At 72.9% G+C, this 22,183-nt stretch carries 17 protein-coding genes; 6 read left to right on the top strand and 11 right to left on the bottom strand.

The window, feature by feature from the left end; genetic code table 11:
- Positions 1–19 precede the first annotated feature (19 nt).
- Both Val02_RS10295 and Val02_RS10290 read right to left on the bottom strand, forming a co-directional pair.
- Positions 20–2,179: a 3-hydroxyacyl-CoA dehydrogenase NAD-binding domain-containing protein gene (locus Val02_RS10295; RefSeq protein ID WP_203898726.1), complete on the bottom strand. Its 2,160-nt coding sequence runs from the start codon at positions 2,177–2,179 to the stop codon at positions 20–22.
- A gap of 1 nt (position 2,180) precedes the next feature.
- Complete coding sequence (locus Val02_RS10290) at positions 2,181–3,389, bottom strand: acetyl-CoA C-acetyltransferase (RefSeq protein ID WP_275415559.1); 1,209 nt, start codon at positions 3,387–3,389, stop codon at positions 2,181–2,183.
- 99 nt (positions 3,390–3,488) lie between these two features.
- Between Val02_RS10290 and Val02_RS10285 the strand changes: the two genes are divergently transcribed.
- A complete protein-coding gene (locus tag Val02_RS10285; RefSeq protein WP_203898724.1) occupies positions 3,489–4,709 on the top strand; it encodes a TetR family transcriptional regulator in 1,221 nt (406 codons plus the stop codon).
- Positions 4,710–4,784: 75 nt separating this feature from the next.
- On the opposite strand, the gene Val02_RS10280 is transcribed toward Val02_RS10285, so the two are convergent.
- Positions 4,785–6,437: an FAD-dependent oxidoreductase gene (locus tag Val02_RS10280; protein WP_203898723.1), complete on the bottom strand. Its 1,653-nt coding sequence runs from the start codon at positions 6,435–6,437 to the stop codon at positions 4,785–4,787.
- 116 nt (positions 6,438–6,553) lie between these two features.
- On the bottom strand, positions 6,554–7,657 hold the full coding sequence (locus Val02_RS10275) for an alanine racemase (RefSeq protein ID WP_203898722.1): 1,104 nt from the start codon (positions 7,655–7,657) through the stop codon (positions 6,554–6,556).
- A 121-nt stretch (positions 7,658–7,778) separates the two neighbouring features.
- Between Val02_RS10275 and Val02_RS10270 the strand changes: the two genes are divergently transcribed.
- Positions 7,779–8,429, top strand: a complete 651-nt coding sequence (locus Val02_RS10270; RefSeq protein ID WP_203898721.1) for a TetR/AcrR family transcriptional regulator — start codon at positions 7,779–7,781, stop codon at positions 8,427–8,429.
- A gap of 109 nt (positions 8,430–8,538) precedes the next feature.
- Here Val02_RS10270 and Val02_RS10265 read toward each other — a convergent pair whose 3' ends face one another.
- Genes Val02_RS10265 through Val02_RS10255 form a run of 3 tightly spaced genes read right to left on the bottom strand, consistent with a single transcriptional unit; the run spans position 8,539 to position 12,954 of the window.
- A complete protein-coding gene (locus tag Val02_RS10265) occupies positions 8,539–11,328 on the bottom strand; it encodes an AfsR/SARP family transcriptional regulator (protein WP_203898720.1) in 2,790 nt (929 codons plus the stop codon).
- Positions 11,328–11,477, bottom strand: a complete 150-nt coding sequence (locus Val02_RS10260; RefSeq protein ID WP_203898719.1) for a hypothetical protein — start codon at positions 11,475–11,477, stop codon at positions 11,328–11,330. Before Val02_RS10260 ends, Val02_RS10265 begins: the two co-directional genes overlap by 1 nt.
- Positions 11,478–11,517: 40 nt before the next feature.
- On the bottom strand, positions 11,518–12,954 hold the full coding sequence (locus Val02_RS10255) for an FAD-dependent oxidoreductase (RefSeq protein WP_203898718.1): 1,437 nt from the start codon (positions 12,952–12,954) through the stop codon (positions 11,518–11,520).
- Positions 12,955–13,083: 129 nt separating this feature from the next.
- Between Val02_RS10255 and Val02_RS10250 the strand changes: the two genes are divergently transcribed.
- Together Val02_RS10250 and Val02_RS10245 are read left to right on the top strand one after the other, a co-directional pair.
- On the top strand, positions 13,084–14,061 hold the full coding sequence (locus Val02_RS10250) for a helix-turn-helix transcriptional regulator (RefSeq protein ID WP_203898717.1): 978 nt from the start codon (positions 13,084–13,086) through the stop codon (positions 14,059–14,061).
- A gap of 79 nt (positions 14,062–14,140) precedes the next feature.
- Complete coding sequence (locus Val02_RS10245) at positions 14,141–15,886, top strand: AfsR/SARP family transcriptional regulator (RefSeq protein ID WP_203898716.1); 1,746 nt, start codon at positions 14,141–14,143, stop codon at positions 15,884–15,886.
- A 45-nt stretch (positions 15,887–15,931) separates the two neighbouring features.
- Here the strand turns inward: Val02_RS10245 and Val02_RS10240 are convergent, their stop codons facing one another.
- The 3 genes from Val02_RS10240 to Val02_RS10230 all read right to left on the bottom strand — a co-directional run bounded on the left by Val02_RS10240 (position 15,932) and on the right by Val02_RS10230 (position 20,647).
- Positions 15,932–17,542 carry a GH25 family lysozyme gene (locus tag Val02_RS10240; protein WP_203898715.1) on the bottom strand — a complete coding sequence of 537 codons (1,611 nt, stop codon included), beginning with the start codon at positions 17,540–17,542 and terminating at the stop codon, positions 15,932–15,934.
- A gap of 73 nt (positions 17,543–17,615) precedes the next feature.
- Positions 17,616–19,058, bottom strand: a complete 1,443-nt coding sequence (locus Val02_RS10235) for an FG-GAP-like repeat-containing protein (protein WP_203898714.1) — start codon at positions 19,056–19,058, stop codon at positions 17,616–17,618.
- Positions 19,059–19,180: 122 nt separating this feature from the next.
- Entirely contained in the window at positions 19,181–20,647 is a 1,467-nt protein-coding gene (locus Val02_RS10230) for an MFS transporter (RefSeq protein ID WP_239152662.1), read from the bottom strand.
- Positions 20,648–20,794: 147 nt separating this feature from the next.
- Here Val02_RS10230 and Val02_RS10225 point away from each other — a divergent pair, with 147 nt between their 5' ends.
- Both Val02_RS10225 and Val02_RS10220 read left to right on the top strand, forming a co-directional pair.
- Positions 20,795–21,358 carry a TetR/AcrR family transcriptional regulator gene (locus Val02_RS10225; protein ID WP_203898713.1) on the top strand — a complete coding sequence of 188 codons (564 nt, stop codon included), beginning with the start codon at positions 20,795–20,797 and terminating at the stop codon, positions 21,356–21,358.
- A gap of 35 nt (positions 21,359–21,393) precedes the next feature.
- Entirely contained in the window at positions 21,394–21,789 is a 396-nt protein-coding gene (locus Val02_RS10220; RefSeq protein WP_203898712.1) for a winged helix-turn-helix transcriptional regulator, read from the top strand.
- Here Val02_RS10220 and Val02_RS10215 read toward each other — a convergent pair.
- Positions 21,770–22,156 (bottom strand): RidA family protein, encoded by a 387-nt coding sequence (locus Val02_RS10215; protein WP_203898711.1) that lies wholly within the window; start codon positions 22,154–22,156, stop codon positions 21,770–21,772. The genes Val02_RS10220 and Val02_RS10215 overlap by 20 nt on opposite strands.
- Positions 22,157–22,183 lie beyond the last annotated feature (27 nt).

The following is a 22,183-nucleotide window of genomic DNA, read 5'->3' as shown; positions in this document are numbered from 1 at the left end:
CCCTATCTGGTCTTTCCGGTCAGAATTCCTCGCCCTTCTCGGCCATGTCCACAAGGGACTGCGGCGGCGCGAACCGGTCACCGTACGCCGCCGCCAGCTCGCGCGCACGGGCCACGAACCCGGACAGGCCGCCCGGATACTGGTTGATGTACTGCAGCACCCCGCCGGTCCACGCCGGGAAGCCGATGCCGAAGATCGAGCCGATGTTGGCGTCCGGAACGCTCGTCAGCACGCCCTCGTCGACACAGCGCACGGTCTCCAGCGCCTCGGCGAAGAGCATCCGCTCGCCCAGTTCGGCCGGGGACACGCGCACCCGCCCCGCCCCGAACGCCTGCCGCAGCCCCGGCCACAGCCCGACCCGCGCACCGAGGTCGTCGTACTCGTAGAACCCCGCCCCGGCGGCCCGCCCGCCGCGCCCGAACTCCTCGACCATCCGGTCGATGACGGCCTCGGCCGGGTGTTCCTTCCACGTGCCGCCGCTCTCCTCCACGGCCGCGCGGGTCGCCTGCCGGATCCGGCGCGGCAGCGTCAGGGTCAGTTCGTCCATCAGCTGCAACGGCGGCGCCGGGTAGCCCGCCTGCGCACCCGCCTGCTCGATGGTCGCCGGCTCGACGCCCTCGCCGAGCGCCGCGACGGCCTCGTTGAGGAACGTCCCGATGACCCGGCTGGTGAAGAAGCCGCGCGAGTCGTTGACGACGATCGGCGTCTTGCCGATCTGCAGCGTGTAGTCGAAGACCTTCGCGAGCGTGGCGTCGGAGGTCTTCTCGCCGCGGATGATCTCCACGAGCGGCATCTTGTCGACGGGCGAGAAGAAGTGGATGCCGATGAAGTCCTCCTGCCGCCGAACGCCCTGCGCCAGGCCGGTGATCGGCAGCGTGGAGGTGTTGGAGCCGAGCACCGCGTCGGGCGCCACGACGTCCTCGATCTCGGCGAAGACGGCGTGCTTGAGCTTCGGGTCCTCGAAGACGGCCTCGATGACGAGGTCGACGCCGGCGAAGTCCTTCGGGTCGGCGGTGGGCGTGATGCGGGCGAGCAGGGCGGCCGAGGTGGCCTCGTCGGTGCGGCCCCGCTTGAGCGCCTTCTCCTCCAGCTTGACCGCGTAGCCCTTGCCCTGAGTGGCGCCCTCGAGGGTGACGTCCTTGAGCACCACGTCGATGCCGGCCTTGGCGCTCACGTAGGCGATCGCGGCGCCCATCATGCCCGCGCCGAGGACGCCGACCTTGCGCGCCTTCCACTTCTCGTGGCCCTGCGGACGGGAGCCGCCAGAGTTGATGTGCTGGAGGTCGAAGAAGAACGCCTTCGTCATGTTCTTGGCGATCTGACCGGTGGCGAGGCTGACGAAGTAGCGCGTCTCGATGATCCCCGCGGTGTCCACGTCGACCATGGCGCCCTCGACGGCGGCGGCCAGGATGGCGCGCGGCGCCGGCATCGGCGCACCCTTGAGCTCCTTGCGCAGCAGCGCCGGCATGGCGGGCAGCGTCTGCGCGAGCTTCGGGCTCGACGGCGTGCCGCCCGGCATCCGGTAGCCCTCCCGGTCCCACGGCTGCACACCGCCGGTCGGGTTGGCCGCGATCCACCCCTTGGCCCGGCCCACGAGGTCCGCGTCGGCGTCGACGACCTCGTGCACGAGGCCGATCCGCAGCGCCGCGGCCGGCTTGTGCCGCTGGCCGCGCAGCAGGACGCTGGTCAGCGCCTCCTGGATGCCGAGCAGCCGCACCGTGCGCACGATCCCGCCGCCGCCGGGCAGCAGGCCGAGCGTCACCTCCGGCAGGCCGATCACGGTGCCGGGCCGGTCGGCGACGATGCGGTGGTGGCAGGCGAGGGCGATCTCCAGGCCGCCGCCGAGCGCGGCGCCGTTGATGGCCGCGACGACCGGCCGCCCCAGGGTCTCCAGGCGGCGGAACTGCGCCTTCATGGCCTGGCCGGACGCGGTGGCCTCGGCGGCGTGCTCCGGGGTGATGCGGATGAGGTCCTTGAGGTCGCCGCCGGCGAAGAAGGTCTTCTTCGCGGAGGTCACCACGACGCCGGTGATCGTGTCGCGCTCGGCCTCCAGCCGGTCCACCGTCTCGGCGAGCGACGCGCGGAAGGCGGCGTTCATCGTGTTGGCGGACTGGTCGGGGTCGTCGAGCGTGAGCGTCACGATGCCCGCGTCGTCGCGGTCCCAGCGGATGGTGCCCATGTCACACACGCTCCACGATCGTGGCGAGGCCCATGCCGCCGCCGATGCACAGGGTCACTAGGCCGCGCCGGGCCTGGCGGCGCTCCAACTCGTCCACGACGGTCCCGAGGATCATCGCGCCGGTGGCGCCGAGCGGGTGGCCCATGGCGATCGCGCCGCCGTTGACGTTGACCTTCTCCTCGGGGAGGTTGAGGTCGCGCATCCATTTGAGGACGACGGCGGCGAACGCCTCGTTCAACTCGAAGAGGTCGATGTCCTCGACGGTGAGCCCCGCGACGTCGAGGACCTTGCGGGTGGCCGGGGTCGGCCCGGTCAGCATGATCGTCGGATCCGAACCGGTGACCGCCGTCGCCACGATCCGCGCCCTCGGCACCAGCCCGAAGCGCTCCCCCACGGCCGCGTTGCCGATCAGCACCACCGCGGCGCCGTCGACGATGCCCGAGGAGTTGCCGCCGGTGTGCACGTGGTCGATCCGCTCGAGCCAGTGGTACTTCTGCAGCGCGACGGCGTCGAACCCGGCCATCGCGCCGATCCCCTCGAACGCCGGACGCAGCTTGCCCAGCGTCTCGACCGTCGTGCCGGGCCGCCGGTGCTCGTCATGGTCCAGCAGGGTGACGCCGTTGATGTCCTTCACCGGCACCACGGACTTGGCGAAGTAGCCGCCCGACCAGGCCGCCTCGGCCAGCGCCTGCGAACGGGCGGCGTAGGCGTCGACGTCCTCCCGGCCGAAGCCCTCCATCGTGGCGATCAGGTCGGCACCGATGCCCTGCGGCACGAAGTACGCGTCGTAGGCGGTCGCCGGGTCGGTGAAGCCGGGCCCGCCGTCGGAGCCCATCGGCACCCGCGACATCGACTCCACGCCACCCGCGACGATCAGGCTCTCCCAGCCCGAACGCACCCGCGCGGCCGCCTGCGCGACGGCCTCCAGGCCGGAGGCGCAGAAGCGGTCGACCTGCACGCCCGCGACGGTCTCCGGCAGGCCCGCGGCGAGCGCGGCCGAACGCGGCAGCACCCCGCCCTGCTCACCGACCGGGGAGACGATGCCGAGCACCACGTCGTCGATCGCGGCCGGGTCGAGCTGCGGAAAACGCGTGCGCAGCTCCCTCAACAGCCCGACGACGAGGTCGATGGGTTTGACGCTGTGCAGCGAACCGCCCTTGTTGCGCCCGCGCGGCGTGCGGATGGCTTCGTAGACGAACGCCTCGGCCATGACGACCCACCTCCTGCTAATCGCGATTAACATTCGCGCGCCCGAACCTATGTTGTCAACCGCATCCGGGTGATCCGATGCCGCTAAACTGGGCTCACCATGAGCACCTCGGCGCGGACGGACCGCCGGGCGCGGCTGATCGACGCCGCGGCCGCGCTGTTCGGTGCGCGCGGGTTCGACGCGGTGACCGTGGCCGACATCGGCGCCGCCGTGGGCCTCAGCGGGCCGGCCGTCTACCGGCACTTCCCCGACAAGCGCGCGCTCCTCGCCGAGGTACTGCTGCGCGCGGCGGGCGAGACGCACGCGGCGGTCGACGCCGGGCTGGACCTGGCGGCGCTCGTGCGTTCCGCCGCGGCCGTGGCCGTCGAACGCCGCGACGCCGGCGCGCTCTGGCGCACCGAGGGCCGGCACCTCTCCCCCGAGCAGCGGCGGGCCATCGGCCGGCGCTACGCCGCCACGCTCGCGATCTGGGTGCGGGTGCTGCGGGTGCACCGGCCCGAGCTGTCCGCCGATGCGGCCGACCTGCTCGGCGGCGCGGCGATCGCGGTCTTCGGCAGCGTGTCGGCGCACCACACGACGCTCGCCCGCACCCGGTTCGTGGCTCTCCTGTCGGCCGTCGCCGAGCGCGTACTCGCCGCGTCGCAGCCGCTCCCGGGAGGGCCGGCGCAGGCGGCAGCGCGGCCGGGCGTGCCGGTGGGAGCGCATCCGGTCGGGCCGTCCCCGGGGGCGGACGCGCCGGGCGCTCTCCTCGCCGAGCCGTCGCGGCGCGAGCTGATCCTCACGGCGGCGGCCGGGCTGTTCCACCGGCACGGGTTCGCGGCCGTCACGATGAGCGACATCGGCCGGGCGGTCGGCATCGCCGGGCCCAGCCTGTACCGCCACTTCTCCGGCAAGCCGGCCATCCTCGACGCGATCGCCCGCCGTGCCGCCGACCGGCTCGCCGCCGACGCCGACCGCATCATGCACGCCGTGGCCGCCTCCCCCGGAAGCGATGACGCGCGGGCCGCCGCGGCGCTGCGCCTGCTCGCGGAGTCGTACGTGCGGGCGCTGACCGGGTCGCCGGACCTGACGGTGGCGTTCTCGATCGACACGGCGCACCTCGACGACGGGCACCGGGCGGAGCTGCTCCAGTGCCAGCGCGACTACGTGTCCCGCTGGGCCGGCCTGTTACGCACGGTCCACCCAGGGCTGGACCGGCGGGAGGCCACGGTCGTCACGCACGCCGCCCTCGGCATCGCCAACGACCTGACCCGCACCCGCCGGTACGCGAAGCGGGTCGACGCCCTGCCGACCCTGATGACGGCCGCCCTCGGTAGCTGACCCAAGTGGTGGGGCGATATGCAGGTCACGGCGCGCGTTTGAGCTGCGGATGTCCCCACCACTTGCGCACGCGCATCACGGCACCCGCCCGGCCAGGTGCGCCGCGGCCCGGTACCCGAACGCCATCGCCGGCGCGATCGTCGCACCAGCCCCCGGGTACGTGCGGCCCATGACCGACGCGGTGGTGTTGCCCGCCGCGTACAGCCCGGGGATGACGCCGCCGTCCTCCCGCACCACGCGGGCGTCGGCGTCGGTGAGCAGCCCGCCCTTCGTGCCGAGGTCCCCCGGGTAGAGCTTCACCGCCGTGAAGGGTCCCTTGGCGATCGCCCCGAGGTTCGGGTTCGGCGTGACGCCGGGGTCGCTGTAGTAGCGGTCGTACGCCGTGGCGCCCCGCCCGAAGTCCTCGTCCACCCCGGTGCGGGCGAACCCGTTGAAGCGCGCGACGCTGTCCCGCAGCACCCGCGGGTCGACGCCCATCCGCACGGCCAGTTCCGGGACGGTGCGCCCGCGCACCATCTCCCCCGAGGCGAGGAACTTCTTCGTGCCGCCGCCGGAGAGCACATACGTGCGCAGGTACCGCCGGGCGTGCCGGGCGTCGGTGACGAGCCAGGAGGGCACGGCGGGCACTGTCCTGTCGCGTTCGAGCATGGCGTGGCCGAAGTCCACATAGGACGCCGACTCGTTGGTGTACCGCACGCCGGTGGAGTCGACCACCATCGAGTACGGGAACGAGCGCTCCCACAGCACGAAGCCGTGTCCCCTCTCCTCGGGCAGCTTCACGGTCGCGCCCCACCAGGCGTCGTCCATGAGGGCGAGGGCCGCGCCGGCCCGCCGGCCGAGGTCGATGGCGGTGCCGAGGTCGCCCTCCGGGGCGGAGGTCCAGCCGGGGATGCCGTGGTGCTTCTGGCGCCATTCGCTGTTGGCGGCGAACCCGCCCGCGGCGAGCACGACGCCGCGTTCGGCGCGGACGCGCGTGTGCGTGCCGTCGCGCCGCACCACGGCACCGACCACCGCGCCGTCCTCCTGGATCAGGTCGACCAGCGGCGTGCGGAGCCGGACCGGCGTCTTCTGGTCCAGCACGATGCGCATGAGGCCGGTCGACAGCGCCCCGCCCATCCCGAACTCCCGCCGCCCGGCCAGCAGCGACCGCACCGCCCGCGCCGCGAAGCGCGCACCCCGGGCGAACCCGCCGGGCGTGGACCAGGCGCGGGCCAGCAGCCACACGTCGTCCGTCTTGATCGGCAGCGGGAACCCGTCCTTGGCGCGGGCGGTCTCCATCCACGCGCCGAGCGGCTCGGTGTCGACCGGTTCGAACTCCAGGGTGCGGCCGATCCGTGCGCCGGGCCTGTCCGGGTAGTAGTCGGGATAGTCGGCCGCACGCACCCAGCGCGCACCCAGCCGCTCCAGCAGCCCGTACACCTCCGGAACGGCGTCGAGGAAGGCCTGACGGCGTTCGACCGAGGAGGCGGGACCGACGTCGCCGATGACGGTCCGCATGTACAGCAGCGCGTCCTCGGCCGAGTCCTCGAACCCCTCCTGCCGGGCGAGCGGGTTGCCGGGCATCCACAGCCCGCCGCCGGAGATGGCGGTGGTGCCACCCCAGCGCGGGGTGCTCTCGACGACCAGGACCCGCAGCCCCCGGTCGGCGGCCGTGATCGCCGCCGTGAGCCCCGCCGCTCCGGTGCCCGCCACCAGCACGTCCACGCTCTCGTCCCACGCGTCCGCCACGAACGGCCTCCCGGCACATCGGCAACGATCAACCCGTCCGGCATCGTACGTGAGTGATCCTCGGATCGCTCCCTGTCAACACCCGAGAGCGCCGGCGCAACCCGCCGCGGCAGGGATCACCAGCCCCGCACACGCGGCCACACGGCCCGCACCGTCCGGGAGCCCGTCCCGATGACGTGGTAGCGGTCGTGCTGCGCGGCCGTGGCGCAGGCGTGGTTGGGCAGGATCCGCACCCGCGCGCCGACCGGCAGGTCGGGCAGCTCGGCCGCGCTGCCGGGGCGCACGGACAGCACGCCGTGCTCCTGGCTGGCGGCGCTCATCAGCAGGTCCGGGTAGGGAACGCCGTCGAGGTCGGTGACCAGCCCGTAGCCCTGGTCGATCTTCTGCTGGGCGGTGCTGCGATCCTGCGAGGTGGCCATCCAGCCGCCGTCCGTGAGGATCCAGCCCTTGTCCCGCTGATGGCCGATCACGGTGGCCACCACGCTGAGGGCGAGGTCCTCGACGGCGCACACGCCGAGGCCGGCCATCACCAGGTCGAGGAAGACGAAGTTGCCGATCCGCGCCTCGGTCACGCCGGTCAGTTCGACCGGGGTGTGCCCGCTCGGCGTCGAGCCGATGCTCACGACCGGCGCGGCGTACCCGGCGGCGCGCAGCCGTTCGGCCACCCGCACGGCGTGCGCGACCTCGTCGGCGGCGACCCGGTGCTTCTCCTCCGGGGTGTACGCGTAGTACGAACGGCCGGCGTGGGTGAGCACGCCGCGCACCTCGGGCAGGATGCCGGCGATCTCCAGGACGGCCGGGTCGTCCGGGGCCAGCCCGGCGCGGTGGCCGTCGCTGTCGATCTCGATCAGCGCGGGGACAGCGGCCTTCGCGGCCGCCGAGGCCTGCGCGACGCTGTCCAGCAGCACCACCAGGTCCACGCCGCGCTCGCGCAGGTCGGCCACGCGGGTGAGCTTGTCCGGGGCGATCCCCACGGCGTAGACGATGTCGGTGAACCCGGCCGCCGCGAACGCCTCCGCCTCGGCGAGCGTGGAGACGGCGATCGGCCCCGGCGTCCCGTCGAACGCCATCAGCGCCACCTCGACCGACTTGGCGGTCTTCACGTGCAGGCGCAACGGGACGCCGGTGCCGGCGAGCCGGCCGCGCAGGCGGGCGACGTTCGTCGCGACCTTGTCGGCGTCGAGCACCGCGAACGGCGTGACCGGCTCGTGAAGATCCATAAGCGAAAGCCTACCGGCGGCGGGTAACGCGGCGCCTGCCGAGGAGGAGGGCACTGGGGGCCACCTCAGAAATCCCCTCGCGATGACGCGGATCGATCGCTGAGCCAGTAACCTTCCGGGGGTGCTGACGGGGGACGAAACCACGGTGAACGATCTCGACGCGGAGCCCGCCTGGAAACTGCGCGCCGTCGAGAGGTCCACCAAGGCGGCCAAGGTGCGCGCCGAGCAGCGCGTGCAGCGGTTCCTGCACGCCGCTCAGTCGATCATCGCGAAGCGGGGCAGCACCGACTTCACCGTCCAGGAGGTCGTGGACCGCTCGCACCAGTCGCTGCGCAGCTTCTACCAGCACTTCGACGGCAAGCACGAGCTGCTGCTGGCCCTCTACGAGGACGCGCTGCGCCAGGCCGCCGAGCGGATCCGCGACGCCGCCGCCGCGCACGACGACCCGTCCGAGCGGCTGCGCGCGGCGGTGCAGCGGCTGTTCGCGCTGAGCGATCCGGACGTGGCGGGTCAGGGGCCTCTGGTCACCGACCTCTCGCCGCGGCTGCGCGTCTCGCACCCGGCCGAGGCCCGCGCCGCGCACGGCCCGCTGATCGCGCTCTTCACGGAGCTGATGACCGACGCCAAGCGTTCCGGCGTGCTGCGGGACGGCGTCGACCCGGCCCGAGCCGCCGCGCTCACCCTCGGCACCGTCGTGGTCGTCGCGCAGGCGGGCTCGATCTCCGAGGACGAGGTGTGGGACTTCTGCTCCCGCGGCTTCGCCGGGAGATAAAGAGTCTTATTTACGCGCGTCCGTCGGGCGCACGACCGTACGCTCCCGCGCGCACCGCTCCGGGCCGGTCCGCTTCGCAGGACCGGCCGCTGCGCTGCCGGGCCCGGATTCAGCGCAGCGACGCCAGCTTGTCACGGACGCTGTCCGCTTCCCGGGCGGCCAGTGCCGTGAACAGTTTCAGCGCCTCGCCGTAGCGTCGCCTCGCCTCGGCGCCCGCTCCCGACGCGGCGTGGGTGTCGGCGAGGTGGTCGAGGGCGAGGGCCACGTAGTAGCGGTCGCCGGTGTCGCCGAGCGTGGCCAGGGCGCGGTGGAAGCTGGCCGCCGCCGCCTCGTGGTCGCCGAGGTGGTGCTGCGCCGTGCCGAGGGTGTCGTGGGCGCCGGCCGCCCCGTTCGGGTCGTCGAGGCGGGCGAAGAGGTCCAGTGCGCGCCGGCAGGTGTCGATCGCCGCCGCGTGTTCGCCGGTCATCGTCTGCAGCGTGGCCACGCCGCCGAGCGAGCGGGCCTCGCCCAGGACGTTCCCGGCGGCGCGGTACAGCTGCACCGCGGCCCGGTCGGCCGCCATGGCCTCGGCGACGCGGCCGGCGCGCTCCAGCAGTTCGCCGAGGGTGGCGGTGGCGTGGGCGAGGCCGTTCGGGTCGTCGAGGTCGCGGTAGAGCGCCGCCGCCGCGCGCAGGTGATCGACCGCCTCGTCGTAGCGGCGCAGGCGGCCGAGCGTGCGGCCCAGGCTGCGCAGGGCGCGCGCCTCGACGCCGCGTTCGCCGGTGCGGCGGGCCGACTCCCGCGCCGCGTCGAGCACGGCGAGCTTGTCCGTCCAGTGGCCGCCGCGCTCCAGGTGCACCACGAGGGCGAACGCCAGCCGCCAGGCGTGTCCCGGGAAGCCGTCGCGGGCCCGTTCGACCGCGGCCAGCAGCCCGGGCGTCTCGGCGTCGAACCACGCGAGGGCCTGCGCCCGTTCCCCCACCGCGTCCGGGGTGACGCCCTCGGCGGCCCGCTCCAGCGGGGTCGGTGTCTGGTGCGGGTCGAGCAGCAGCGCCGCCGGATACGCCGTGTGCAGCAGGTGATCGAGGAGCCGCACGAGGGCCGCGTCCCGCTCGGCGGGCGGGTCGGCGCCCTCCGCCAGTTCGACCGCATAGGCCCGGACGAGGTCGTGGAACCCGTAACGCCCGGGGCTCGGCTCGGTCATCAGGCTCGCGGCGCGCAGCTGCCGCAGCACGGCCCGCGCCTCCTCGACCGCGACGCCCGCCAGGCTCGCCGCCGCACCGACCGTCAGCTCCGGTCCGGGATGCAGCGACAGCAGCCGGAACATCCGCGCGACACCCGGCTCCAGCACCCGGTACGACCACGAGAAGACGCTGCGCAGGTCGGTGGCCGCGTCGTCGCCGCTGAACCCGTCCAGCGCCCGGCGCGGCCCGGTCAGCTCGGCCGCCAGCGGCGCGAGGGAGGCCTCGGCGAGCACGGCCGAGCGCGCCGCGACGACGCTCAACGCCAGCGGCAGCCCGCCGCAGCGCGCGACGATGGATTCCACCGCGGCCGGCTCGGCCGCCACGCGTTCCGGGCCGAGGCGGCGCTCCAGCAGGTCGTACGCGTCGGTGCGCGGCAACGGCCCGAGCACGAACGGCCGCGCGCCCGCCGCCGCCAACCCGCTCAGCAGGTCGCGGCTGGTGACCAGCACCAGGCAGCCGGCGCCACCGGGCAGCAGCGGCCGCACCTGGGCCGCCGCGTGCGCGTTGTCGAGCACGAGCAGCAGCCGCCGGCCGGCGGTGACGCTGCGGTAGAGGCTCTCCCGTTCCTCGAGGCCGATCGGGTGCTCCCGGGCCGGCACGCCGAGCGCGGACAGCGCCCGGCCCAACGCGTCCAGCGGCGCGAGCGGCGCCCGCACCGGATCGAAGCCGTGCAGATTCAGGTAGAGCTGGCCGTCCGGGAACCGGGCGGCGACGCCGTGCGCCCAGTACACGGCGAGCGTGGTTTTGCCGATGCCGCCGGCCCCGCTCAGGGTGGCGATCGGGACGGCGCCCCCGTCGACGTCGTCCGGACCGTCCACATCGGACAGCAGCGCATCGAGCCGCTTCAGCCACTCCCTGCGACCGACGAACCCGTGCGTGCGCGCCGGCAGCTGCCGCGGCACCACGACCGTCCTCTGTGGAGCGTCGCGCACCGGTGCGGGCGCCGCCTCGCTGCGCAGCACCTGCAGGTGGAGCTTGCGCAGCCGCGGATCGGGGTCGAGGCCCAGTTCGTCGGCGAGCACGCGGCGGGTGTCCTCGAATACCGCCACCGCCTCGGCGCCCCGCCCGCCGGCGATCAACGCGCGCATCAGCTGCTCGCGGAACGTCTCCCGCAGCGGATGCCGGTCGGCAAGCTCGCGCAACCCGGCGATCGCCCCGTCGTGGCGGCCGAGCGCGAACGCCGCCTCGTAGCGCAGTTCCCACGCCTGCAGCCGCAGTTCCTCCAGCCCGGCGGCGTCGACGGCCAGCGCCGGTACGGTCTGCGCCCCGGCCAGCACCGGCCCGCGCCACAGCGCCAGGGCCGCGTCGAGGGCGGCGAGCGCGCGCTCCGGCTCCCCCGCCGCGACAGCCGCCCGCCCCCGCGCGACGAGGCCGCGGAACCGGTCGGCGTCCAGCTCGTCGGCGTCCAGCCGCAGCGCGTACCCCTCGGGGCGGCGGCCGATCCGCCCGTCGCCCAGGGCCTTTCGCAGGTGGTGCACGTGCACGCGCAGGGCGGCGTCGGCCTGGCGCGGCGGTGCCGGCCCCCACAGCGACTCGACCAGTACCTCGGTGGGCACGGGACGGTTGGCGTGACAGGCCAGCACCAGCAGCAGTGTGCGCGGCTTACCGCCGGGCAGCTCCACCACGACGCCGTGGTCGTCGGTGACGTCGAGCGGCCCGAGCAGGGCCAGCCTCATCAGCAGACGATCTCGCCCGCGTGGGTGTAGCACTTGCCGACGGGTATCTCCACCTCGGCGGAGGAACGGTCCACGGTGGACGGTGCGCTGCCGATCGCGATGCCGAGTGCGAGTGCCAGAGCCGATAACGCGAGCACGAACCGCCGCATTGTTCCCCCCTTGATGACGATGCACGGCATCATACGACCGCTAAGGCGTTTGTCGATGCCTCTCGCCGGCCGCCACGGCCCGGGCCAGCAGCGCCGGATCGGCCAGCGTGGCGGGGTGCCGCAGCATGTAGGTGACTTGCAGGAACGCGTCCGTGACCGCGCCGTCGACGAGGGTGGCGGCGGTGATCTGTTCCATGGCCCACCGCTGCAGGCGCAGTTCCTCGGGCACCTCGACGCCGTTCGTCGCGTCCAGGCGTGCCGCGTCGCCACCGGCGGACACGGCCCAGGCGGCGTCCACCACCACCTGCTGCAGAGCGAAGAAGGCCCGCGCGGGCGTGTCCAGATCCGGCCGCCCACGGAGATAGGTCGCCAGGCAGGAGGCGTGCAGCGCGGCCGAACTCATGCCCTGGCCGTAGATCGGATTGAACGACGCCACCGCGTCCCCCACGCTCACCAGCCGGGCCGGGAACCGGTGCAGGTCGGTGAAGTGGCGCCGACGGCTCTCGGCCTGGTGGTAGGTGACCACGTCGCCCACGGGCTCGTTCGCCGCCACGGTGGCGAAGAACGGCAGCAGGTCGGCGACGGCCGAGCGCATCTCGTCGACGGTGCGGCCGGGCCGGCTGTCGCCGTAGCCCATCAGCATGAGGAGCCACCGGTCGTCCTCGATCGCCTGCGCGGCCGCGACGGAGACACCGCCGGAGGGGTACCGCGGGGTGTAGAGCGCCAGGGCACCGGCCGTCGGCAGGTCGGCGAACTTCACCGGCCGCTCGAACAGGGCGGTCGCGTAGTTGATCGGAGCTTCCAGCCGTTCGAGCGCGGGTCGGTCGTACCCGCTGTCGTCCAGCCAGTGCGCGAGCCTGCTGGCGCGCCCCATGGCGTCCACCACGAAGTCCACCTCGATCGTGCGTGCGTCGCGGTCGTCCGCGTCGCCGCCGGCGGCCAGGTAATGGACGTGGCTGACGGCGTCGTCGCGGTACCCGAGGCCGGTCGCCCGCCCCCGGAGAAAGGAGACGTTGGGCAGGGCGGCGACCCGCCCGCGAATCAGGACCTCCAACAGCGGACGGCTGAGCGCGAGCAGGTGGTACCCCTCGCCCTCGGACGCCTGTGGTACGCCGTCGAACGCGGTGATCGCCTGCTCCGGTCCGACGAACGGGGCCCCGCGATCCTGCGCCTCCCGGGTCAGTCCCGGCATCCACCGTTCCAGCCAGCGCTGACCGGCCGGTAGGAGCGTATGCACCTGTTGATCCTGGGGAACGCCGGCGCGGAAGGCGGCCTCCTCCGGAAGGGCGTCGGCCTCGACGACGACGACCCGGCGGGCGTGATCGGCGAGCACCCGCGCCGCCATCAGCCCGGCGACGCTGCCGCCCAGCACCACCGCCGTGTCGATTGTCAGCGGCGCGTCCTCGACCGGACCGACCGCCACGAGCGTCTCGAACACCGCATCGGTCGGCTCGGACAGGAGATGATCAAGATCCATGAAGGCCACTCTCGCCGTGCACCGCCCTCGGCGTCTTGTCCCTGCCGGCCAACCGGCTGGTACCTGCCTGCAATCCGGCCCGACAGTCCGGACAACCGGCGCGTAGCACGCACGACGTAACGTAAACCGGTGGATTGGACCGACGATGCACCCGTCTCGCCGATGGGCGGCGCCTGGCGGCCGATGATCGACATCACCGTGCCGTACGCCGACGCGAGCCGCGACCACGTGCTGCACAGCCGTTGGCGGCGCCAGGCCGGTGACCTGCTCCCGGCGCCCCCGCTGACCCTGCCCCGGCGCGCCGAGGGCGCGTTCCGGGTCCGCATCCGGGCCCAGCGACTGCTCGATCTGCCGGTCGAGGACCAGTACAGCGACGCGGTCGCCGGTGCCACCGGCGGCCCGGGCGGCCATCTCGAGAACCAGATCGTCACCCACATCACCTTCACCGGCCGGACCCGGTTCGCCACCCGCGGCCGGCAGGCCGTCGCGGCGGCCGGCACGGTGTGTGTCCGCCGCAACGACGAACCGTGGGACTTCGAGGTGGCTCGTGACACCCGTGCGATCGCGGTGGGCCTACCGGCCGGCGCGATCCGTTTCCCCGGCGACATCCGCGCCGTGACCGCCCCGCAAACCGCCCCGGCCGCCCGGTTGCTGCTGGCCCAGCTGCGCCTGTTCGCGGGGCTGTCGGAGGAGCTCGGGCCCGCGGGAGCCACGGCCGCCCGCAACGCGATCGTGGAGCTGTTCCGGGGACTGGTGAACGACCAGGTCGTCGACGACCGCGAAGTCAGCCCGGCGCTGTTCGAGGCGGCACGGGGTTACATCGAGGACCGGCTGCTGGACGATCCGGATCTCGATCCGGGGAGCATCGCCGACGCGCTGCACGTGTCGGTTCGCACGCTCTACCGCGTGTTCGCCGAGCAGGCTCCCGGTCCCGTCATGGCCTACGTCCGGGAACGACGCCTCGACCGCGCCCGGGCGGAGCTGCTCTCGACCCGCCTGACCGTGTCGGAAGTGGCCGCCCGATGGCACTTCGCCGACGGCAGCCATTTCGTCAAGGCGTACCGGAAGCGGTTCGGCGAGGTGCCCACCGCCCGCCGTAAACCCTGAGTCGGGCGCCCTTAACGGAAGTACAACGGCGCTCTGCCAGCCTCTTCCCGCCGACGTCGTCGCGAGGGGGGAACGTGGAATGAGCCTGTCGTTCAAGATATTGGGACCCGTCGAGGTACGCGACGGGGACCGCGCCGTCGCCGTCACCTCGGCCAAACAGCGGGCGCTGCTCGGTGCCGCGCTGCTGCAGGCGAACGCCGTCGTGCCCACCGCGCGCCTCGTCGACGCGATCTGGGGCGACCGCCCGCCGAACACCGCCAACGACCTCGTCCAGACCTACGTGTCGACGCTGCGCCGCTCGATCGGTTCGGCCGGGGCCGGCTGCATCGTCACGCGCGCGCCGGGCTACCTGGTCCGCGTCGACGAGGGCGCGCTGGACCTGCACCGGTTCGAACGGCTGACCGCCGAGGCGGACCGGGCGGCGGCCGACGGCGATCACGACCGCGCGACGCGGCTCTTCGGCGACGCGTTGGCCCACTGGCGCGGCCCCGCCCTGGCCGGGCTCGACTCGCCGGTGTTCCGCGCGGCGGCGGCCCGCCTGGAGGAGCTGCGCCTGCGCGCCGTCGAACGCCGCTTCGAGGCCGCGAGCCACCTCGGTGCGACGGGCTGGCTCGTGGCGGAGCTGACGGCGTTCGTGGCCGAACATCCGCTGCGCGAGGGCACCCGCGCGCTGCTGATGGACGTGCTGTACCGGCAGGGCCGGCAGGCCGAGGCGTTGCAGGTCTACCAGCAGGGCTACGCGGTGCTGCGCGAGGAACTGGGCGTCGAGCCCGGCCCGCAGTTGCGCCGCGCGCACCAGGCGATCCTGTTCGGGGACGCCGAACCGGCACCCGCCGCAGCGAGCGTGGGACCGCACCAACTGCCGCCACCCGTGCGGCTGATCGGCCGGGAGCCGGAGGAACGCGCCCTCGGGGCGGCGCTCGCCGCGGCGGCCCGGGCCGACCGGCCGGCGCTGGTGACGGTCGACGGGCCGGCCGGCGTCGGCAAGACCGCGCTGGCGTTGGCCGTGGCCGACCGCGCCCGGGAGGCGTTCCCGGACGGGCGGCTGTTCGTGCCGATGCGGGCGACCGGGGCGACGCCGACGCCGGTGGTGGACGCGCTCGCGATGCTGCTGCGCTCCCTCGACGGCGCCGACACCCCGCTGCCGGGCTCCGTGGACGAACGCGCCGCGCTGCTGCGCACCGTGCTGGCCGGCCGCCGGGTCCTGGTGCTGCTGGACGACGCGTGGAACGCCGCGCAGGTGCGTCCGTTCCTGGCGACGCACCGCGGCTGCGTGGTGCTGGTGACCGGCCGGCCGACCCTGCCCGACCTCGACGCCGACCTGCGGATCTCGCTCGGCCCGTTGACCTACCGGCAGTCGGTGGAACTGCTCGGCTCGGTCGTCGGCGCGCAGCTCACCCGCGCGCAGGCCGGTGCGGCGGGCGACATCGTGTCGGCGTGCGAGGGGCTGCCGCTGGCCGTTCGGGCGGCCGCCGCGCGGCTGCTCTCCCGCCCCGGTGCCGAACTGCACACGCTCGCCGTCCGGCTGCTGGACCCGCGGGTGTGCCTCGATCACCTGACGGTCGGGGACCTGGATCTGCGGGCCCGGCTGGACGGCGGCTTCCGGCACCTGGATCCGACCGCGCGGTGGGCGTTGCGCCGGCTGGCCACCGAGGGCACGGTCTTCACGGCGTTCGACGTCGCGGAGGCGCTCGGCACACCGGTCGCCGTGGCCGAGCGCGTCGCCGACCGGATCGCCGCCGCACGGCTGCTGGACCACCACGACGGCGGGTACCGGCTGCCGCGCCTGGTGCGCCTGTACGCCCGTTCGCTTCCCGCGGAGTAGGAGGAGGGCCGGGTCCCACCGGACCCGGCCCTCCACTGTGGACGGTCAGCGGGTCGGGACCGCCGTCGCCGGCACGTCGCCACCGCCGCCGTACGGATGGCTCCCGACGAGCTGCGCGTTGCGGTGCAACGACTTCACGTGCCACTGACCCGCCGACGGGCGGTACAGCGCGATGTCGGCGAACCCGTCACCGTCGTAGTCGCCGGTCAGCGGCACGTCGCCGGAGCCGCCGTACTGGTGGCTGCCCCACAGCTGCACGCCCCGCTTCAGGCTCTTGACGTGCCACTGCCCGGCGGACGGGCGGTACAGCGCGATGTCGGCGTTGCCGTCGCCGTCGAAGTCGCCGGTCATCGGCACGTCGCCGGAGCCGCCGTACTCGTGGCCGCCGTACAGCTGCACGTTGCGTGAGATGCTCTTCACCCACCACTGCCCCTGCGCCGGCCGGTACAGCACCATGTCGTCGGTGCCGTCCCCGTCGAAGTCGCCGCTGAGCGGGATGTCGCCGCCGCCGCCCCACTGGTGGCTGCCGGTGATCTGGACGTTCCGCTTGACGGACTTGATGTGCCACTGCGCCGTCGAGGGGCGGAACACCGCGATGTCGGTGTAGCCGTCGCCGTCGAAGTCGCCCGTCAGCGGGATGTCGCCGTTGCCGCCGTACTCGTAGGCCGCGTACAGCTGCACGTCGCGCTTCACGCTCTTGATCCACCACTGCCCCTGCGCGGGGCGATACAGCGCGATGTCGGTGTAGCCGTCGCCGTCGAAGTCACCGCTGAGCGGGATGTCGCCGCCGCCGCCGTACTCGTAGCTGCCGTACAGCTGCACCATGCGCGAGACGCTCTTCACGTGCCAGTTCCCGGCGTTCGGGCGGAACAGGGCGAGGTCGCTCGCGCCGTCGCCGTCGAAGTCGTTCACCGGCTGCCTGCCGCCGACGAGGGTTTTCAACGCGGCCGCCGAGCCGTTGAACACGTCGCGGTCGACGTTGCCGCTGATGCCGCTGACGCTGCCGCCGCTGGTGTACTGCCAGAACGTCCACCGGCTCCAGCCGGCCGGCATCGGGCTCGGTCCCTCGGAGCCGTAGGAGTAGTCGGCGACGAACAGCGGCAGCGCGCCGAACGACGTGTTGCTTCCGGTGCACGGGTTCCACCAGTTGGTGTTCGTGTAGATGACGGTGGTGGCGCCGGTGCGTTCGCGCACGCGGTCGACGAAGTCGCGGATCCACCCGACGATCGCCGAAGGGCTCATCCCGTAGCAGGGCGACGGGCTGCCGGACGGGCCGGAGGGCCACTCGATGTCGAGCATCGGCGGCAGCGTCCGCCCGTCGTGCTGATAGCGGGCGTGATCCAGGAACCAGTCCGCCTGCACCCTGCCGCTGCTGTGATCCGGCAGGCCGTAGTGGTAGGCGCCGGCGTAGAGGCCGTTGCCCTTGGCTCCCGCGTAGTTCGTGCCGAACGTGGGGTCGGCATAGTCGGTGCCCTCGGTCGCCTTCAGGTAGGCGAACTGTTGCCCGGTCCCGGCGACGGCCGGCCAGTTGACCGTTCCCTGATGATGGGAGATGTCGATGCCCTTGACGCTGTAGTCCGCGGGGACCGCGGCCGAGGCGGCGGTCGGGGCGAGAAAGACAAGGCACGCGGCCGCGAAGGCGGCGAGTCGTTTCATGGCGACGCTCCAGAAAGAAAGGGCCGGGCCGCCCCGGGGGGAATTGGGGCGGCCCGGCTGCTTGCGGAGGGAATCAGTTGCGGGTGGGGATGTTCGTGACCGCGAGGTCGTTGCCGCCGCCGTACGGGTGGCTGCCGATGAGCTGCGCGTTCTTCTTGACGCTCTTGACGTGCCACTCGCCGGCCGACGGGCGGAACAGCGCGATGTCGGTGTAGCCGTCGCCGTCGTAGTCGCCGGTCAGCGGCACGTCCCCGCCACCGCCGTACGGGTGGCTGCCGAGGATCTGCACGTTGCGCTTGAGGGACTTGATGTGCCACTGGCCCGCCGACGGCCGGTAGAGCGCGATGTCGGCGTTGCCGTCGCCGTCGAAGTCGCCGGTCATCGGGATGTCGCCGGAGCCGCCGTACTCGTGGCCGCCGTACAGCTGCACGTTGCGTGAGATGCTCTTCACCCACCACTGCCCCTGCGCCGGCCGGTACAGCACCATGTCGTCGGTGCCGTCCCCGTCGAAGTCGCCGCTGAGCGGGATGTCGCCGCCGCCGCCCCACTGGTGGCTGCCGGTGATCTGGACGTTCCGCTTGACGGACTTGATGTGCCACTGCGCCGTCGAGGGGCGGAACACCGCGATGTCGGTGTAGCCGTCGCCGTCGAAGTCGCCCGTCAGCGGGATGTCGCCGTTGCCGCCGTACTCGTAGGCCGCGTACAGCTGCACGTCGCGCTTCACGCTCTTGATCCACCACTGCCCCTGCGCGGGGCGATACAGCGCGATGTCGGTGTAGCCGTCGCCGTCGAAGTCACCGCTGAGCGGGATGTCGCCGCCGCCGCCGTACTCGTAGCTGCCGTACAGCTGCACCATGCGCGAGACGCTCTTCACGTGCCAGTTCCCGGCGTTCGGGCGGAACAGGGCGAGGTCGCTCGCGCCGTCGCCGTCGAAGTCGTTGGGGGTCCCGAACGAGTTGCCCGGGAACTTCGGCTCGGAGTAGCCGATGATGTCGGCGTTCGAACGGGAGTAGGTGCGGCGGCTGACCACGCTGGCGTCGCCCTGGTTGCCGCCGATGATGTTCACGCTGCTGCTGGAGACGCTCTCGACGATCGCGACGTGGTCGATCGGGTGGTCGTCGGCGGAACTGTGGTCCCAGTCGAAGACGATGGCGTCGCCGGGCTGCGGGGTGTAGCCGCTGCCGCGGGAGTGGTAGGTGCCGCGCTTCTCGCCGTACTGCTTGAACGACTGCGCCCACCCGTCGAGGCCGGCGTAGTCGGTGATGCCGCCGTGGCGCCAGACCCAGCGCGCGAACTCCGCGCACCACTCCATGCCGCAGCTGTTGTAGTAGCCCGGATCGCAGGCCGTGCCGCCGAGCTGTGCCTGGGCCTGGTCGACGATCGCGTTGCGGATCTGCGATTCCGTCGCGGCCTGCGCCGTCCCGGGCAGCACCACCGTGCCGGCCGCGACCGTGGCGCCGAGCATGCCGGCCAGCACGGCGGCTCTGGTGAGCCGGCGGAGGATGTTCGTTGTCATTGTCGTGCAACTCCTTCGTACCGAACGCTTGTGGCTTGTTGGTGCGACCACTGTCGATCGGTGCGCTGGAGGAACACGGGCAGCGGCTCCGCAGTCGCGCTGCAGAGCCGCTGCAATCCCGGTCAGGCCTTGATCGGCTCGAGCGGAACGTCGTCCACGCCCGCCGCGATCGCCTCGTCCTGGCGGCGGCGGGCGGAGGGGACGATGAGGCAGATCAGCACGGCCAGCAGGGCCACGCCCGCGCACACCCAGAACCCCTCGGTGAACGCGTGGTCCGTCGGCAGCCCGCGCGGCGTGCTGTCGGCGGCCATCACCGCCGCGATGACGGCCGTGCCGACGCTGCTGCCGATCGTGCGGGCGATGGTGTTGACGCTGGTCGCCTGCCCGGTGACGGTCGCCGGAACGGCCTCGATGATGGCGTTCGACATGGCGGCGAAGCCGAGGCCGATGCCGGCACCGGTGAGGAAGCTGGCGAGCAGGATCTGCCACGCCTGGGAGTGGTCCAGCGCCGGCAGCACGAACGCCGCCACGATCAGCCCGGCCCCCAGGAACATCGGCACCTTGGGCCCGAACCGGCGGTCGAGCAGCCCGGCGAGCGGCCCGAAGATCAGCATCGACAGGGTGGCGGGCACCAGGTACCAGCCGGCCTCGGAGACCGTCCTGCCGAAGCCGTAGCCGGTGCCGGCGGGCAGTTCGAGCAGCGTCGGCAGCAGCAGGAACGTGCCGAACATCGCGAAGCCCAGGACGACGGCGACGAGGTTCGTGGTCCACACGCCGCGCACGGCCATGAGCCGCATGTCGATCAGCGGCTGCGCCACGGTCCGCTCGACGATCACGAACGCCACCAGCGCCACCGCGCCGACCGCGAACAGCGTCAGGATCGTGCCGGAGTCCCAGCCCCACTCGCGCCCCTTGCTGATGGCGAGCAGCAGGGTCACCAGCGCCACCGACAGCAGGCCGGCGCCGGCCAGGTCGAGCCGCCCGGGCGTGCGGATCGGCGACTCGGGCACGCCGAAGATCACGCCGAGCAGCGCCACCACGATGACGGCGAGCGGCAACCAGAACAGCCAGTGCCAGGAGAGGTGGTCCACGATCGGGCCGGCGGCCACGATGCCGACGCCGGCGCCGATGCCGAAGATCGCCGAGAGCAGGCCGACGGTGACGCTGACCCGCTCGCGCGGGAGTTCGTCGCGGACGATGCCGATCGACAGGGGCATGATCGCGCCGGCCGCGCCCTGCAGCGCCCGCGCCGCGATGAGGATCGGCAGGTTGGGCGCGAGGGCCGCCAAGAGCGTTCCCACGAAGAGAACGACGAGCACGGCGAGCAGTACGCGTCGCTTGCCGATCATGTCGCCGAGGCGGCCGAGGATCGGCGTCAGCACCGAGGCGGCGAGCAGGTACGCGGTGAGCGTCCAGCTGATGTCACCGGTCGAGGCGTCGAGGTCCCGCGCGATGACCGGCAACGCCGGGGCGATGAGCGACTGGAGCACGGCGAACGACAGGCCGCCAAGCGAAAGGAACAGCACGACCAGGGTGCTGTTGGCGTGTCGGCCGGTGCGCGCCGCGGGCTCGGTGAGCGGTGCGGACAAGGGATCCCCCAGAGCATGTAGTCGTTTGACGACTTAACCGACGGTAGGAAGATCCGCGGAGTAAGTCAACAACTGACTACTTACGTGATGATCACCACTCGGGGTATGTTTCTCCTGTTCGTCGGCCGAGTTACGTCGGAGGAAACGGTGCCGGAACCGCGACGCCGGGATGCCGCCGCCACCCGGGAGGCACTGCTGGGCGCCGCCCGGGACCTGATCTCCCGGCACGGCGTCGAGGGGACCAGCACGCGCGACATCGCCACCGCCGCCGGCGTCAACCAGACGCTCGTCTACCGGTACTTCGGCTCCAAGGAGAAGCTGATCACCGAGGCGATCGACAACAGCGGCACCACCGGCGAGAAGATCATCGCCGAGACGCCGCTGGACGAGCTGCCCCGCGCGCTGCTCGAACACATCCTCGACGCCAGCGCCGCCCGGCGGACCAACAGCTACTCGGCGCTGCTGTCCAGCACCAACGACGACACGCTGCGCGAGCTGGTGCGCGGCAAGCTGGAGAAGGCGTTCACCGTGGGGCTCGCCGCCCGGCTGGCGGGCCCCGACGCCGCCCTGCGCGCCGAGCTGGTCATCGCCCTGCTCAGCGGCATCGCGCTGCTGCGCGACAAGCTCGGCACGAAGGCGATCAGCGCGGCCGGGCGCGAGGAGATCGCGGCGCACGTCGAGCGGATGTGCGCGCCGCTGCTGCGCGGCTGAGCGGGCTCTCCGTCCGGCGGGTTATCGTGCGTCAGATGGGTACTCGACGGGAGATCAGCGAGCTGCCGCCGGAGGCCGATCTGGCGCGGGCGGACTCGCTCGCGCGGGAGATCTTCTCGGACGTCGCCAACAAGTGGGCGTTCCTGATCATCGAGTTCCTCGGCCAGGGCATGATGCGCTTCAGCGAGCTGCAACGGGAGATCGGCGGCATCAGCCACAAGATGCTCGCCCAGAACCTGCGGATGCTGGAGCAGAACGGCCTGGTCGAACGCACGGTGCACGCCACCGTGCCGCCGCGCGTGGACTACGCGCTCACCGAGGCCGGGCAGGCGCTGCGCGCCGTGGTCGACGGCATGTGCGGCTGGACGCAGCGCTACCTCGGGCACATCGAGGAGTCCCGGCGCCGCTTCGCTAGTCGAGAACGGCCGTAGCCTCCACCTCGACGAGATGTTCGGGCACGTCCAGGGCCGCGATGCCGAAGAGCGAGGCCGGCGCGGCGGGGGTGGTGCCGAGCTTGGCGGCCGCGCGGGCGATGCCGTCGAGGAGTTCCGGCATCCGCTCGGGTGTCCAGTCGACGACGTGCACCGTCAGCTTCACCACGTCGTCGAAGGTCGCGCCGACGCCGGCGAGCGCGGTGGCGACGTTCAGGTAGCACTGCTCGACCTGGGTGGCCAGATCGCCGCCGTCCCAGGCGACCTGCCCGGCCACGTGGATCAGCTTCGTGCCGGTCGCCACCGACACCTGCCGGTAGACGTCGATCTCCGGCAGTCCGGCAGGGTTGATCAGGGTGACGGCCATGGCGTTCTCCTCACGTCGGGTACCCGG

The organism is Virgisporangium aliadipatigenens, assembly GCF_016863615.1.
Classification (GTDB): domain Bacteria; phylum Actinomycetota; class Actinomycetes; order Mycobacteriales; family Micromonosporaceae; genus Virgisporangium; species Virgisporangium aliadipatigenens.
This window is presented reverse-complemented; position numbering and strand designations above follow the sequence as displayed.